At 61.6% G+C, this 15237-nt stretch carries 11 protein-coding genes; 8 read left to right on the top strand and 3 right to left on the bottom strand.

Going from position 1 to position 15237, the window contains the following annotated elements; all coding sequences use genetic code 11:
- Positions 1 to 67: 67 nt before the first annotated feature.
- Complete coding sequence (locus AC3IYG_RS12700) at positions 68 to 802, bottom strand: phosphoadenylyl-sulfate reductase (RefSeq protein WP_489308872.1); 735 nt, start codon at positions 800 to 802, stop codon at positions 68 to 70.
- Positions 803 to 987: 185 nt separating this feature from the next.
- On the opposite strand from AC3IYG_RS12700, the gene thrH reads away from it, so the two are divergent.
- A complete protein-coding gene (thrH, locus tag AC3IYG_RS12695) occupies positions 988 to 1605 on the top strand; it encodes a bifunctional phosphoserine phosphatase/homoserine phosphotransferase ThrH (RefSeq protein WP_489308870.1) in 618 nt (205 codons plus the stop codon).
- A gap of 75 nt (positions 1606 to 1680) precedes the next feature.
- Here thrH and pabB read toward each other — a convergent pair whose 3' ends face one another.
- Positions 1681 to 3045: an aminodeoxychorismate synthase component I gene (gene pabB, locus AC3IYG_RS12690; RefSeq protein ID WP_489308868.1), complete on the bottom strand. Its 1365-nt coding sequence runs from the start codon at positions 3043 to 3045 to the stop codon at positions 1681 to 1683.
- 163 nt (positions 3046 to 3208) lie between these two features.
- Between pabB and AC3IYG_RS12685 the strand changes: the two genes are divergently transcribed.
- From AC3IYG_RS12685 to AC3IYG_RS12655, 7 genes are all read left to right on the top strand, one after another.
- Positions 3209 to 5923, top strand: coding sequence for a winged helix-turn-helix domain-containing protein (locus tag AC3IYG_RS12685; RefSeq protein ID WP_489308866.1), 2715 nt, complete (start codon positions 3209 to 3211; stop codon positions 5921 to 5923).
- Entirely contained in the window at positions 5920 to 8640 is a 2721-nt protein-coding gene (locus tag AC3IYG_RS12680; RefSeq protein WP_489308864.1) for a helix-turn-helix transcriptional regulator, read from the top strand. The genes AC3IYG_RS12685 and AC3IYG_RS12680 overlap by 4 nt, the downstream gene beginning before the upstream one ends.
- A gap of 243 nt (positions 8641 to 8883) precedes the next feature.
- Positions 8884 to 9366 (top strand): DUF6160 family protein, encoded by a 483-nt coding sequence (locus tag AC3IYG_RS12675; protein ID WP_489308862.1) that lies wholly within the window; start codon positions 8884 to 8886, stop codon positions 9364 to 9366.
- A 171-nt stretch (positions 9367 to 9537) separates the two neighbouring features.
- Positions 9538 to 10299, top strand: a complete 762-nt coding sequence (locus AC3IYG_RS12670; protein WP_489308861.1) for a C39 family peptidase — start codon at positions 9538 to 9540, stop codon at positions 10297 to 10299.
- Positions 10300 to 10370: 71 nt separating this feature from the next.
- Complete coding sequence (locus AC3IYG_RS12665) at positions 10371 to 11375, top strand: transporter (protein WP_489308859.1); 1005 nt, start codon at positions 10371 to 10373, stop codon at positions 11373 to 11375.
- 24 nt (positions 11376 to 11399) lie between these two features.
- Positions 11400 to 12992: an outer membrane protein transport protein gene (locus AC3IYG_RS12660; RefSeq protein ID WP_489313905.1), complete on the top strand. Its 1593-nt coding sequence runs from the start codon at positions 11400 to 11402 to the stop codon at positions 12990 to 12992.
- An 8-nt stretch (positions 12993 to 13000) separates the two neighbouring features.
- Positions 13001 to 14164 carry a MalM family protein gene (locus AC3IYG_RS12655; RefSeq protein WP_489308857.1) on the top strand — a complete coding sequence of 388 codons (1164 nt, stop codon included), beginning with the start codon at positions 13001 to 13003 and terminating at the stop codon, positions 14162 to 14164.
- A gap of 86 nt (positions 14165 to 14250) precedes the next feature.
- On the opposite strand, the gene AC3IYG_RS12650 is transcribed toward AC3IYG_RS12655, so the two are convergent.
- A complete protein-coding gene (locus AC3IYG_RS12650) occupies positions 14251 to 15237 on the bottom strand; it encodes an alpha-L-glutamate ligase-like protein (protein WP_489308855.1) in 987 nt (328 codons plus the stop codon).

Below are 15237 nucleotides of genomic sequence, written 5' to 3'. Positions count from 1 at the left end.
GTTGGCTCGAGTAACAAAAAGCCCGGTCAAGTGCCGGGCTTTGTTGTCTGGCGAAGTGTGCCAGTGCTTATTTCTTCGCGATCAGGTTGCCGGCGTGCAGCCCGCATTCCTTCTGCGTCGCCTCTTCCCACCACCAGCGGCCTTCGCGCTCGTGCTGATTGGGCAGTACCGGGCGCGTGCAGGGCTCGCAGCCGATGCTGATGAAGCCGCGCTCGTGCAGGCTGTTGTACGGCAGCTCGAGCATGCGGATATAGCCCCAGACTTCATCGCTGGTCATGTTCGCCAGCGGATTGAACTTGTACAGCGGTTTGTCCGGGGTGGAGAAGGCGCCGTCGACTTCCAGCACCGCCACCTGGCTGCGGGTGCCGGGGCTCTGGTCGCGGCGTTGACCGGTGGCCCAGGCGCTGACAGTGCTGAGCTTGCGCTTGAGCGGCTCGATCTTACGGATGCCACAGCATTCGCCATGACCGTCCTTGTAGAAGCTGAACAGGCCCTTTTCCTTGACCATGGGCTCCAGCAGGCGTGGATCGGGCGAGACCAGCTCGATGGCAATGCCGTAGTGCTCACGCACCTGTTCGATAAACCGGTAGGTCTCGGGGTGCAGGCGACCGGTGTCGAGGCTGAAGACCTTGACGTTTTTGTTCAACTTCCAGGCCATGTCCACCAGCACCACGTCCTCGGCGCCGCTGAACGAAATCCACAGCTCATCGGCAAAATGCGCGAAGGCGAGTTTGAGAATCTCCTGGGGGGATTTGCTGGCATAAGTCTCGGCCAGTTCGGCGACGTCGAAGGGGGTGCTCATCAGGCAGGCTTCCTAGTTTTAATGGCGCTGAACGCTCTGTGCTGCCGATGGTAACAAAAAGCCGTCGCGCGCCTAAATAAGCAAGTGCCTGCATCCGCTCATGTCTGGGCATAACCGCGCGTTGCGCGGCGCCGGGCGAGCCGCTAGAGTGCCGCCTTCTTTCAAATCCTCTCTAGGAGTGTCCCGTGGAAATCGCCTGTCTCGACCTGGAAGGTGTGTTGGTGCCGGAAATCTGGATCGCATTCGCGGAAAAAACCGGAATCGACGCGCTAAAGGCCACCACCCGGGATATTCCGGACTACGACGTGTTGATGCAGCAGCGTCTGCGCATTCTGGATGAGCACGGCCTGAAGCTTGCCGATATCCAGGAAGTGATCGCCACTCTCAAGCCGCTGGACGGCGCCGTGGAGTTCGTCGACTGGCTGCGTGAGCGCTTCCAGGTGGTGATCCTGTCCGACACTTTTTATGAGTTTTCCCAACCGCTGATGCGTCAGTTGGGGTTTCCGACCTTGCTCTGCCACAAGCTGATCACCGACGAAGCTGACCGTGTGGTGAGCTACCAGTTGCGCCAGAAAGACCCCAAGCGTCAGTCGGTGCTGGCCTTCAAAAGTCTCTATTATCGGGTCATCGCCGCGGGGGACTCATACAACGACACCACCATGCTCAGCGAAGCTCACGCCGGCATCCTGTTTCATGCGCCGGAAAATGTTATCCGCGAGTTCCCGCAGTTCCCGGCCGTGCACACCTATGAAGACCTCAAGCGTGAGTTCATCAAGGCGTCCGTGCGCGAACTCAGCCTCTAAAGGCGGCAAGCAGTCAGCAAAAAGGCCCGCATTGCGGGCCTTTTTTGTGGCTTCTCGCCGCTGCCGAGTTGCTGTTTACGCAGGCCTGGCGGGGGCGTTGAGGTTTTCCAGGGTTTCCAGCAGCACCCGAACCTTGGTGATGGATTCCTGATACTCGGCCTGCCAGTCGGAGTCCGCGACTATCCCGCCGCCGCCCCAGCAGGTGATCTGACCGTCTTTCACCAGCAGGCTGCGGATCGCGATCGAGCTGTCCATTTCGCCACGCACGTCCAGGTACAGTAGCGAGCCGCAATACAGCGCGCGGCGCGTCGGTTCCAGTTCGTCGATGATCTGCATGGCGCGGATCTTTGGCGCGCCAGTGATCGAGCCGCCCGGGAAGCTGCCGGCGATCAGGTCCAGCCCATCCTTGCCCGCCGCCAACTCGCCGGTGACGCTGCTGACCAGGTGGTGGACGTTGGGGTAGCTCTCCAGGGCGAACAGCTCCGGTACCCGCACCGAGCCGGTCTTGCAACTGCGTCCCAGGTCGTTGCGCAGCAGGTCGACGATCATCAGGTTTTCCGCACGGTCCTTGTGGCTGGCCAGTAGTTCGTCGGCCTGCCGGGCATCCTCTTGCGGCGTCAGGCCGCGGGGGCGGGTGCCTTTGATCGGGCGGGTCTCGACCTGGCCTTGGCTGAGCCGCACAAAGCGCTCTGGCGACAGGCTGAGAATCGCGCCGCCATCGGCCAACGCCTGGTAGCCGGCAAAGGGGGTCGGACAGGCCGCCCGCAAGGCGCAATACGCCGTCCAGGGGTCGCCCCGGCAGGGTGCCTGGAAGCGCTGGGAGAAGTTCACCTGATAGCAGTCGCCGGCCTGGATATAACCTTGAATGCGTTCGAGCGCCTGGCGGTAGTCGGTTTCACTCAGGTCGGCGCGGAACGCGGCGTCCAGCTGGAACGGTTGGGCGGGTACGCTCGGTGGCTTTTCGAACAATTGGCACAGGCGTTCGCGCTCGGCATCGGCCAGGGCCGGATGGAATACCAGCTGGCTGGTACCGAGCAGGTGATCGCTGACCAGGGCCCAGGCATAGAGGCCGAAGTGCGCGTCAGGCAAATTCAGGTCATTCAGGGCATGAATGGGCAATGTTTCGAGGCGGCGGCCGAAGTCATAAGCCAGATAGCCCATCAGCCCGCCGACAAATGGCAACTCGCAATCTGCCGGGGCAGCGGCCTCACCCAGCTGCGCCAGGCCTGCGCGCAGGCGCTGGAGAAAGTCGTTGGCCGATTCGTCAGCGCTCGGTGCCAGCGCTGCCAATGGCCAGGCGCTGATAAGGTCATAGCGTCCACGCTGGGCCAGCGGTCGCCCGGCGTCGAGCAGCATTGCACCGGGCGCTTGGCGCACGACGGCGAAATAGTCGGCAGGGTCTGCGCGATAGGGTAGTGGGTAGAGCGAACAGATAGGCATGGAGGCGGTCAGGCGAGCGCGGAAGCTGATTGTAGACCGCCGCCAGTATTCATCCTAGAGCTTCTGCGTGGGTTTACTCGGAGATAGCGAGCTGATTAGTATGGACAGATCCCAAATGTTCGAACGGTCGTATCACAACAATAATTATCAAGGGATCCAGGCCATGGATGACGTGCTAGATCCAGCCGCCGATAGCTTACTGCGCTCAAAGCTGACACCGCCGCAAGTGCCGGCGGACTATGTGGCCAGGCCCCAGGTGAACGCCGTCCTGGCGGCTCATCCACATGCCCGTTTACTGCTTTTCTCTGCACCCGCCGGTTTTGGCAAGACCACCGCACTGGCGGCCATGGCCGAGGCCCAACGCCTTGTCGATGAGGCCGTGGCCTGGTTTTCGCTGAGCCCCGAGGACGATGACCCTTCGCGTTTTTTCCTGCAGTTGATCGAGGCACTGAGCGCCGCTGTGCCGGGGCTCGGCACGGATGCCCTGGGTTACCTGCAGAACACCATGCGAGTTCCGGTCGCGGCCGTGATGGAAAGCCTGCTGGTTGACCTGACCCAGCATGAGCAACCCTTGCTGCTGGTGCTCGATGATCTGCACCTGATCCACGATGCCGAGCTGCTTGGTGCGCTCAATCGGCTGGTGAAACTCGCGCCGGCCGGGTTCGTACTGGCCATCGGCAGCCGTTCGCAGCCGGCACTGAACCTGGCGACCTGGCGGGCTAAGGAGTGGCTGCTGGAAATCGGTTCGCCGGAGCTGCGACTGACCAAGTCGGAAACCCGCGATTACCTCGATCGCAGTGGCCTGCATCTGGACGATGCCGCACTCGCGGCGCTCCATGGGCATACCGAAGGCTGGATGGTCGGCGTGCACCTGGCCAGCTTATGGCTGCGCCATCAGCCGCAGTCCTGCGAACAGATGGCCGAAATGGGCAGTGATCAGGCCGCGGTTGGCGATTACTTGTTGCGCAGCGTATTCGAGCAATTGTCCGCCGAGATGCAGGATGTGCTACTGGCCCTCGGCGTGGCCAGGCAGCTGAGTGGTGACCTGGCCAACGCGTTGACCGGCCGCCAGGATGGCCAGCAGTTGCTGGAGCGCTTGGAGGCGATGCAGTTGTTCCTCTTGCCGCTTGATCGCGAGCGGCAGTGGTACCGCTTCCATAATCTGTTTGCGGATTTTCTCCGGGCGCGACTCAAGGAACTCGACCCCGAGCGTCTCAATCAGCTGCACTTCAACGCCAGCCTGTGGTTCACCAACCACCATATGCAGAACCTGGCCATCGAGCACGCGTGCCTGGCCGAGGATCCGCAGATGCTCGCCGCGCTGGTCGACGGTTGCGGCCTGGAACTGATCAATCGCGGTCAGCTCAACCTGATCTACCGCTGGCGCCAGCATGTGCCCAACGAGATTGCCGAACGTTTTCCAGTGTTGGTGTTGGCCGATGTCTGGACGCGGGCCACGGAGTTGTCGCTGCCGGAAGCCAACGGTGTGCTCGACGAGTTGCTGGCGCGTTGGGGCAAGGACAAATCCGAAGGCCCCTTGAGTGACAAGGTGCTGGCCATTCTGGCGATCAAAGCTGTGCTGGCCCTGCAGAAGGATGACCTGGAAACCTGTGTCAGCCTGGCGCGCAAGGTCGAGGCGCAACTGGGGCAACATACCGCCTTTCTCGAAGTGGCGATGCTGATCCTCGGCGCCCTGGCGCAGGTGATGCTGGCGCAGCCCGAGCAGGCGCGGCGGCTGTTGGCCCTGGCGCAACAGCGCAAACACTTCCTCGAAGGCCGCTACCTGGACATGCAGTTGGCGAATGTCGAGATTCTGCTGTGCCTCGAGCAGGGGCAGGTGAAACAGGCGCAGCTGTTGTTCGAGCAACTGCGGGCCCGCGTCATTCCCTGGTTTGGGGCGAAATCCCGGGCGCTGGTGCTGCCGACCATCACCGAGGCGTTGATTGCCTACCATCAGGCGCGCCTGGAAAGTGTCGAGGGCAATCTCTGCTGGGCGCTGGCAAGCGTCGATGTGATCAACCCGATCGACCTCTATGCCCAGGGCATGCTGAGCCTGGCACGGACCCAACGCATACGCGACAAACCCAAGGACGCGCTGGCCAGCCTGGTGCTGATGCAGAACCTGGCGGCGCGCAACCAGTCCTGGCGGTTCTATGCGCAGGCCGTGGGTGATGAGGTCGCGCTGATTCTGCAGGAACCAGCCACCGATCGGATCAAGCGCGCCGAGCAGCGTTTCCAGAGCGTGGACTGGAACAAGCTGGCCGGCAATTATCGGCACATGGCCTTCAATCCGGTGCTCTGGGTTCAGGGCTTGACGCGCATTCGCCTGCAGCAGGCGCGCGCGCATTACAGCGAAGCCTTGCATGAGATCACTCAGTTGCGCAGTCAGTTGCAGAACGGCTGGCATGGTCTGCAACGGCTGCGGCTGGATTTGCTCGCGGCGCTCAGTTACCAGCGCCTGGGCTATCAGGAGCGGGCGCAATCGTTGCTGGTGCAGTGTTTGAGCAACGCCGAGCGCGAAGGGGTGCGCAGCCTGTTCATCGAGGAGGGTGAGGCGATCCGCCTGTTGCTGCAACAACTGGAGGCAGCCGAGCGGCAGCCGGCGTTGCAGAGCTTCATTCGCGGCCTGTTGGCGGTCTGGCCCGGGCAGGATGCGCGTAAGTCGCTCGAGGTGCTGGAAGAGGGGCTGACCGAGCGCGAACGGGAGGTGGTGCTGCTGGCGGCCAAGGGGCTGTCCAATGACGAAATCGGCCAACAATTGGCGCTGGCCTTGGGCACGGTCAAATGGCATCTGCATAACATCTACGAGAAGCTCAAAGTGCGCAATCGGACGCAAGCCATCCGCCGTGCACGCGAGTTGGGGTTGCTTCAGTCATGACCACACCTTTACCTCATCTACAGGTTTTCCCCTTGCTGCGTACCAAGCTGTTCCCGGCCGCTGCCGGTGGGCGGCCGCAGCTGGCGCGGGCCGCCTTGATCGAGCGGTTGTTCGCCGCGCGTGAACAGCGCCTGGTGATCCTCAGTGCGCCGGCCGGCTTTGGTAAAAGCACCGTGCTCAGCCAGTATCGCCAGCGCCTGTTGAGCGTCGGGGCGCGGGTCGCCTGGTTGTCGTGCGATGAATCGGACAGCGAGCCGCAGCGCCTGCTGCAATACCTGGTGGCGGCGATCAATGCGGTGCAGCCGGGTTTTGGCAGCAACACCGCCGCATTGTTGCAGGGCGAAGTGAGCTGGCCGCAGGAGGCGCTGATCGACGCGTTTCTCGTCGATCTGAAACGCCTGGATGGGCATGTCTACCTGATGCTGGATGACTTCCATCGCATCCGCCATCCGGCGCTGGGGCCGGCCGTGCGCTACCTGGTCGAGCACTTGCCAGCGACCGTGCACCTGATCACCAGTACCCGCTACCAGCCACAGCTGTTGATCGAGGAGCCGGCGTTGCAACCTTGGGCTTTCTGGCTGAAAGCCGAAGACTTGCGGCTGACGCCGGAGGAGACCGAGGCCTATTTCCGTGAAGTCAAACAGCTGTCCCTGAGCAATGCCGAACTGGCCCTGCTGCAAGCACGGACCGAGGGCTGGATCACCGCCCTGCACCTCGCGGCGCTGGCCTTGGCCCGGCACCCGGATCGAGCGGCTTTTCTCGTCGGGTTGTCGGGCACCGAACGCAATATCGCCGATTATCTCGCAGAAGACGTGCTCGCCAGTCTGCCGGAAAGCTTGCAGCTGTTTCTCGACCAGACCTCGGTACTCGATGAGTTCAATGCCGAGTTGTGCAATGCCCTGACCGGGCGGCGCGATGGCCTTGATATGTTAATGCGGCTGCAGACCGAACAGTTGTTCGTGATTCCGTTGGACGAGCAGGGTGAATGGTTCCGTTATCACCATCTGTTTGCCGAGTTTCTCCAGGGACGCCTGGCCAAGCGCAGCGACCCGGCGACGCTGCTGCATTCCGCGGCGCGCTGGTGCGAGAGCCACGACCTACCGGACCGCTCGATCAAATACGCCTTGCGCGCGCGCGACTATGCCTTTGCCGCCGAGTTGCTGGAGCGCCAGGGCGCGCGCCTGATCGCCAGCAACCGCGTGTACGGTATTCTCGCGATCCTCAAGAGCGTGCCTGCCGAGGTGATTCGCGAGCACGCCGTGTTTCAGATTTTCTATGCCTGGCAACTGGCTTTCGAGCAAAAGTTCGCCGATGCCGAAGCGCTGATCGAGGAGGTCAGTACGCGTTTGCTGCAGGGCCGTGGCAAGGGCATGCACTTCGGTTTGCTCGAATTGCTGGCAGCGGCGCAGGTGCTCAAGGCCCTGGTGCTGCTGTATCAGGACAAGCTGGAAGGTTGCTTGAAAGTCGCCCGGCAGTGGCTGGGGATGGCGCCGGATAACCAGCCGGTATTCCGCGCCAGCCTGTCCTGCGTGCAAGCCGCAGCGTATGCGCTGCTCGGTGAGTTCGGCGAAGCCGCCAAGTCGATTACCGTGGCACGTGACAACCTGCGCCTGACCGAAAGCGAATACCTGCACGCGATGACCAGCCTGATCGAGGCACTGATCTGCAAGGAAAATGGCGAACTCGAGCGTGGGCGAGCACTGGCTGAGACCGCGCGCGGCAGGGTGGAGCGTGTGTTCGGGCGGCGTAGCCGGGTCGGCGGGCCGCTGGCCCTGGCCTATGCGGATTTGCTCTACGAGCAGGATCGGCATGCGGCGATTCTCGCCGAATTACCGCTGGCCACTACCTGGCGCGATGTGGCCACGCCAATCGAGTTGATCAGTCGGGGTAAGTTGGTCATGGCGCGGGCGCGTTTCTTCGCCGGCGAGCCCGAGCAAGGCTTGGCCCAGCTCGACGAATGGCTGGCTGAGTTGCACGGTTCGGGTTACGAGCGGGTGTTCGCCCTGGGCATGAGCTGCAAAGTGCAGTTCCTGCTCTGGTTGCGGCGGCCGAATGAAGCCGAGCGAGTGTGCCAGCAAATGCAACGGCACCTGGCGGTTCTACCCGCGGGCCGCTATCTCGATGCCGAAACCGCGCAGGCACTTTCCGAGGCGCGCCTGGCACTTTGCGAGCGGCGCGCGGATAAAGCCCAGGCGGCTCTCGAGGCCTGCCTGGCGAAGCAGACTGCCGATCACCAGCGTGACCGGCGCTTGCGTCTGTCCTTGTTACTTTCTGTGGCGTATTGGCGCAAAGGTAACAGCGAAAAAGCGTTCGCCTTGTTCCAGCCAACCCTTGAAGACGCCTGGAACAGCGGCTATCGGCGGATATTCCAGGATGACGCATTGTGGCTGCTACCGCTCTGGGACGCCTGGCGGGCGGCGGAACCCAAGCGTGCGGCCGCCTGGCAAGGGGTGGCGGAGATGCTGCGCGAGCAGTGCCGTCGGCTGGCGGTTGATCCGGAAAGTTTCAATGAAAATCAAGACGTTAGCCACCGTGAGCGAGAGATTTTGCGTTTCGTGGCGGCGGGGTTGTCGAACCGCGATATTGCCCAGGCAGTGCATTTGTCCGAAGCCACGATCAAATGGCATCTGCATAACCTGTTCGCCAAGCTGGGCGTGCGCAGCCGCACGCAGGCGGTACTCAAAGGCAAGAGCATGGGGTTGTTGAGCGAGGCTTGAACAGGGCGGCGGTATGGCTCGGGGCCATGCTCCATCCCTTGGATGGGCTGGCAGCCGGCGGCTGGCCCAGTAGTTTTGTAGTCAGGGCGGGAAGCACCACGGTGCTTCACGAGTCCAGATCCGATGTGACTAAGGAAGCAACGTCGGACCTGGAGATCGGCGCAAGCCGGTCCAGTTACCAGTGACAGGAGTCGCTGGTAACGCCCGCGGACAACCCACCTGCGATCTTTGGAGAAAACAACAATGAAAAGCCTCAAACAACTGGCCCTTGCCGCCGCCGTACTGGCTGTTCCGTTCATGGCCCAAGCCGACCTGAAAGCCATGGATGACTCCGCGCTGTCGACCGTGACCGGTCAAGACGGTATCAGCATCTCCGGCAACTTCGGCGGCAGCGTTGGTAACATCAAGTACAGCGACAACGACACCGCTGGTGGCAGCCTGAACATCACCAACGTAGCTTTCACCGGTTTCACCATCTCCGATTCCAACCCGCTGAAAATCGACGTGGTGACCACCGACATCACGCCAGCTGGTGGCGGTACGGCCGTAGCGACTCAGCAACTGGCTATCAGCCTGCCGAACATGACCGGGACTGTTTCGGTCGGCGGCATCTATGTCGGTGGCACTTACGCAGGTGGCGCTACCACCGGCGCTGCCAGCATCGGTTCGCTGGCCATTTCCGACATCAACATGGCCGGTACTACGATCAAGGTTTGGGGGCACTGAGTCAGCGCCGCCGGTTAGACCTGAAAAGCCTTATCCGCTGCGGCTGGTAAGGCTTTTCGCCGAATCACTGGTTCGATATCCGCTGCGCTTGACCATGCGGCACTGCGTGCCTGAGCGGTGTGCGCGGGTAGTGAACAACACCTAATAAAAGTCGCTCCATCAGGACTGCAGATGATCGAGATTCTCCTGGGTAGCCTGATTGGCGTACTCGGCTTCACCGAAGCGGTGGACACCAAGCCGCCCCCGCCAGGCACGGTCAATCTCACCCAAGCGCTGACGCCCAATGGTCCGTTGCGCGAGTCGGTGACGTTGGAGCCGATGAGTCAGTTGCAGTTTCGCAACGTGATCCGCCAGGCCTATGACTACAGCTGCGGCTCGGCGGCGCTGACCAGCATGCTCGACTATTTCCTGGGCCGTAACCTGCAAGAGCGTCAGGTGATGGAAGGTCTGCTGCGCTATGGCGAGGCGGACAAGATCGTCGAGCGTCGAGGTTTCTCGTTGTTGGACATGAAACGTTTCGTCGCCGCGCTGGGCTACAAAAGCGGCGGCTTTCGCGCGGCGTTCTCGGATCTGGACGAGTTGGAGCACCCGGCGCTGGTGCCGATCGAATATGCCGGCTTCAAGCATTTCGTGGTGGTGCGCGATGTGTACAACGACCACGTGTTCGTCGCCGACCCGGCGCTCGGCAATATCAGTTTCACCCGTACCCGCTTCGAGCAGATCTGGGATCAGAACGTACTTTTCGTCATCTTCCCAAGCGGGCAGGAGCCGCATAACGCGATGGCTTTGACCGAGCGTGATCTGCGCATCATCGATGACCGCACTATCAGCCTGCTGGCTTTCCGCGAGTTTCCGCAAATCACCAAGTTCAGTGAGAACCAGGCCACCGAGCTGGGTTCCGGGGGCGATATTCAGTACATCCGTCGCAAGTGATCATTCGCCGCAAATAACCATCCACGGCAAAAAATGCCCGGCATAACAAAATAATAACTGGGGATAGCGTCATGGGAGTAAAGGGGTATGCGTGGCTCGCCATGCTGACGCTAGTGGTCGGCGGGCCACTCTGGGCCGACGAGCCTTCGGTTGATCAAGCCCGTGAGGCGTTGAGCAAAAAGGATGACGACGCTGACAGCGCCAAGGCGCTCGAAGAGGTGTTTCAGGCGGCCGAGAAGAGTTACACATTGCTCAAGAAAGGCGAGCGCACGCTCACCTATGGCTTCGATTATTCATTGGTGCGCGACACGCAAATCCAGACTGTGCGCACGGGCAGCAATGTCTACAGCGTGATCGGCCAGAGCGAAGCGCAGCACACCTTCACCAACTCGTTCACCTTCGATTACGGCGTGTGGGACAACCTGACCTTCAGCCTGCGCTTGCCGTTCGTTGCCAAGTACGACACCGAGCGTGAACTGAGCGCCTACAGCCTGGGCGATCTGTCCGCCAGTCTGCGCTGGCAGCCTTGGACTTCGTTACGCGGCAAGCCGGTCACGACCTTGTACGCCACCCTGGGTCTACCCACCGGCACCAGCCCTTACGACATCAACAGCGACTCGGATCTGTCCACCGGCAGCGGTTATTACAGTGTGGGTGGCGGGGCCAACCTGTCGTATGTGATCGACCCGGTCGTGCTCTTCGGTTCGCTCGGCTACACCTACAACGTTCCAGTTACCGACATCAGCCAGGTGCGCGGCGGGCGCCGACTGGAAGAGGTCGATCCGGGCTCGAGCCTGTCGTTCAGCATGGGTTTCGCCTATGCCCTGTCCTATGACGTTTCGCTCTCCACCTCCTACCAGATGGCGCACACCTTCAAGCCGACTTACACCTTTGCCGATACGTCGCTCGAGGGCACCGAGCAGACCAGCGCGGTGATGAATTTCTCGCTGGGCTTGAGGACCGCACCCGACTACATCGTCAACATCAACGCCGGTTTTGGTATGACGGAAGACTCGCCCGACGTGTTGTTGGGCGTGTCGATGCCACTGGATATCAAAGGCCTGAAGGCCCAATAACCCGCGAGCGAACACGTCATGACTATGCGTATGTCGCTGCTGGCGCGGGCGATTTCAGGAGGCTGCGTGCTTTGGGCGAGCACTGCCCAGGCACAATTGGCCAACGACCTGACCATCGGCAACCCCAAGGCGATGGCGATGGGCAATGCCATTACGGCCGACTCCAGCGGGATCGATGCGGTCCACTACAACCCCGCGGCGTTGACCAAGCTCAAGGGCCGCCAGACCACGGTGAAAATGCTCTCGGGGGTGATGGATATCCGTGCGCAGTTCGATGCGCCGGCCGGCTATGGCAGCCATGCGCTGGGGTACAGCGATGACCCGGTGAAAAACTCCAGCAGCAGAACCCTGACCCCGGCGATGTATTTGCCGGGCATGGGCGGCATGACCGACATTCCGGTGCTGCTCGCACCGTTGGCCGGGTTGTCGATCAACCCGCCGGGTTCCAAGTTCACCTTCGCCACCAACGTCTATGCGCCGATGGCCTTGGGTTATTCCCGCGATTCCGACAGCGATCCGGCGCGTTACCAGGGCCGGGAGGTCGCGCTGCAGCGGCTGACCTATTTCTCCCCTTCGCTGGGGTATCAGGCCAACGATCAGCTCTCGGTGGGGCTGTCCATCGGCTTCTCCCATCAGGCCATGGCGTTGAATCAGGACTTTCGCAACCCGGGGATGCTCACCGGGGTCACCCGCGTGTTGAACGAGGCCTTGTGTATTCCCGGCATTGGCGATCTGGTCGGTGGGCTCATCAACGTCTGCAATGGCAAGATCGGCCCTTACGATACCTTGGCCAACATGGATCTGGACTTGCAGCAGAGCCTGTCGCCGACCTATAACCTGGGCATTCTGTGGGAGCCGACCGACTGGTTCGCCTGGGGTGCGACCTACCAGAGCGAGGCGCGCATGCACTTGCAAGGCAAGTACCGGGTCGACTACTCGCAGGACTGGCAGGGTTTCTGGTCGGGGTTGCAAAGCTCGGTATTCGGGCAAGTGCTCAGCCCGCTGTTCCCTTACGGCAACGTCGACGAGGAGACGGGCAACGCCTCGTTGGACATGACCTACCCGGACAACTTCAACACCGGGATCAAGCTGCGGCCGTTCGACAAATGGCAGTTCAACTTCGACCTGAAGTGGAGCGATTACAGCGACTGGAACGAGTTCAAGATCGAGTTCGATCGCGAACTGGATCTGCTGCGCATCGCCAAGGTGTTCGGTGCCGGCAATGCCACCGACCGTTCGATCACCCTCGATCGCGGCTACCAAGACACCTGGAGCTGGGCCCTGGGCGTGCAATACGAGGTCAACGAACGCCTGGCCTTGCGCGCCGGTTATGAGTACCGGCCGTCGGCGATTCCCGATGACAAGGCGGATGTCCTGGCGCCGATTGGCGATGCCAATCTCTACGGTCTTGGTTTTGGTTACCGTTGGGACAAGGACACCACCATCGATCTGGGTTTCAACTATTTCGTCTCCAAACAGAATGTTCCGGCCGGCAGCAGCTGCAATGTGAACTGCACCGGTATCGACAATCTGGTTTACAACCCGTATGCCGATTTGAATATCAACACCACGGTCAAAGCCTACATCCTGGCACTGACCTATACATCGACCTTCTGAGGACGGCCATGCGAAGCTCACCCGCCTTGCTGATTCTGCTGCTTGCCTGCTCGGCACATGCCGGCAATGGCAAGTACCTGACCTGGGTGGATGACCTGGGACGGGTGCATAACACTTTCGTCGATGGCGATTACGCCAAGCAGCAACGTCAGGCTGTACGGCGCATCAGCCTGAGCGATCAGGCGCGGATGAGCGATGATTCGCCGTCGCGCTGGCCCGGTAGCCGCAATACGGGCGAGAGCAAGCGCCGCTATTACACCTGGGTGGATGCCCGCGGCAATCTGCAGAACAGCTTCTATGCCGGCGACCAGCAACAAACGGCAGGACAGCGCGATGTGCTGCTGCCCAGTGGCGAGCGTTCCGCTGAATACATCGATGCCGATGTGTTGGAGGGGCGCAACTTCGCCCGCCCCGAGCAGGGCAGTCCTTACTACACCTGGGTCGATGAGCAGGGGCGGATGCACAACTCGACACTGCCGGCGCAAGCGGGCGGGGTGGCGAAGGCGGCGAGCGCTGGGCAGCCGGTCAAATACACCGAGGGGCGTCAGATTGCGTTCGCCAACAAGGCGGTGGTCCTGCCTTCTCTGGATGGCCAGCCCACGGCGGCGATGCAAGCACTGCTGGCCGGCGCCCGGGGTGGAGAGGGCGACGGGCTCTATCAGAGCCTGCTCGACCAGTGCTGCGGGCAGTTGCCCGACACGGCGTTTACCGAGTTGTCGGCGCAGGAGCCGCGTTACGAAGAACTCAATCGTTTCTCGCCGAGTTTCGATTTCCCCATGGGCCGCAGTTACTACGCGGCGTTGAAATTGCCGCGCTCGCAGCGCACTTACGGTTTGCGCGTGCGCAGCTTCGCCAACAAGCAGGTGGTGTATCCCTCGTTGCTGTTCCTCGATGAAGCCAAGCGCCCGACCCGCCTGGTCAGCGATGCGATCTATCAGTTGCATGGCGAAACCTGGTACCGCTATGCCTTTATCGAAGGTACGGTGCCGGTCAAGGCGGCGGAGGGTGAGCGTTATGTCCTGCTGCTCACCACCGACGAGGATCGGCATCTGCAGACGCTGGACAACAAACCGTTCAAGCGCCCGCTGCAGGATCTGGCAGTGAATGAGGCTGGCATGCAGACCCACGAGCACGCCGATCAGGGCGGTTTCGAGTTGGCGATCGTGCGTTGATCCTGGCCGCGCAGAGCTAGCGCTGGACAGCAATAAGCCCGGCACTGGGCCGGGCTTATTGTGTGGCTGGAGTCCTGTGCGGGAGATCAGATCTCGGCTTTGTGCACGTGCCCGAACAACTGCTGGGCGAAGCGCACACGCTGCTCCGGGGTTTCCTCGATGCCTTGGGCTTTGTGTTCCGCCAGGCGCGCCTCGACGGCGTGGGCCCGATGGGTCAGGCCGCAGTCGTTGGCGATCTGGATGTTCAGGCCCGGGCGGGCGTTGAGTTCGAGAATCAACGGGCCTTTGTCCTGGTCCAGCACCATGTCGACACCGATGTAACCCAGTCCGCACAGCTCATAGCAGCCCGCGGCGAGCTTCATGAAGCCGTCCCAGTTCGGCAGTTGCACACCGTCCACTGCGTTGGTGGTGTCCGGGTGTTTGCTGATCTTGTTGTTCAGCCAGGTGCCGCGCAACGTCAGCCCGGTGGCCAGGTCGACCCCGACGCCGATGGCGCCCTGGTGCAGGTTGGCTTTGCCGCCGGATTGGCGGGTCGGCAGACGCAGCATGGCCATCACCGGGTAGCCCATCAGCACGATGATGCGGATGTCCGGCACGCCTTCATAGCTGATGCTTTTGAAGATCTGGTCCGGGGTCACCCGGTATTCGATCAGCGCGCGGTCGCGATGTCCGCCCAGCGAGTAGAGCCCGGTGAGGATGCTGGAGATCTGGTGCTCGAGCTCTTCATGGCTGACGATTTTGCCGGAGACCGTGCGGTAGCGGTCCTCGAAACGGTCGGCGATCACCGTGATGCCGTCACCGCCGGCGCCCTGCGCCGGCTTGATGACGAAATCGCTGCGCTCGCCGATGATTTCGTGGAGCTTGTCGATCTGCTTCTCGGTTTCGATCACCCCGTACATCTCGGGCACATGGATACCGGCCTCGATGGCGCGCTGTTTGGTGATGATCTTGTCATCGACAATCGGGTACAGGTGCCGTTTGTTGTACTTCAGCACGTAGTCCGCATTGCGCCGGTTGATGCCCATGATGCCTTTGGCTTCGAGGGCCTTCCACGTTTTGATCAGGCCGAACAT

This window comes from Pseudomonas sp. KH_027 (assembly GCF_057838565.1).
Note: the sequence above shows the minus strand (reverse complement) of the source record. Positions and strands in the feature narration are given on the sequence as shown.

What these genes read in the sequence shown, in the direction of transcription:
- AC3IYG_RS12700 (WP_489308872.1), bottom strand. Translation starts at nt 802, where the DNA reads ATGAGCACCCCCTTCGACGTCGCCGAACTGGCCGAGACTTATGCCAGC.
- pabB (WP_489308868.1), bottom strand. Translation starts at nt 3,045, where the DNA reads ATGCCTATCTGTTCGCTCTACCCACTACCCTATCGCGCAGACCCTGCC.
- AC3IYG_RS12685 (WP_489308866.1), top strand. Translation starts at nt 3,209, where the DNA reads ATGGATGACGTGCTAGATCCAGCCGCCGATAGCTTACTGCGCTCAAAG.
- AC3IYG_RS12680 (WP_489308864.1), top strand. Translation starts at nt 5,920, where the DNA reads ATGACCACACCTTTACCTCATCTACAGGTTTTCCCCTTGCTGCGTACC.
- AC3IYG_RS12675 (WP_489308862.1), top strand. Translation starts at nt 8,884, where the DNA reads ATGAAAAGCCTCAAACAACTGGCCCTTGCCGCCGCCGTACTGGCTGTT.
- AC3IYG_RS12670 (WP_489308861.1), top strand. Translation starts at nt 9,538, where the DNA reads ATGATCGAGATTCTCCTGGGTAGCCTGATTGGCGTACTCGGCTTCACC.
- AC3IYG_RS12665 (WP_489308859.1), top strand. Translation starts at nt 10,371, where the DNA reads ATGGGAGTAAAGGGGTATGCGTGGCTCGCCATGCTGACGCTAGTGGTC.
- AC3IYG_RS12660 (WP_489313905.1), top strand. Translation starts at nt 11,400, where the DNA reads ATGCGTATGTCGCTGCTGGCGCGGGCGATTTCAGGAGGCTGCGTGCTT.
- AC3IYG_RS12655 (WP_489308857.1), top strand. Translation starts at nt 13,001, where the DNA reads ATGCGAAGCTCACCCGCCTTGCTGATTCTGCTGCTTGCCTGCTCGGCA.
- AC3IYG_RS12650 (WP_489308855.1), bottom strand. Translation starts at nt 15,237, where the DNA reads ATGTTCGGCCTGATCAAAACGTGGAAGGCCCTCGAAGCCAAAGGCATC.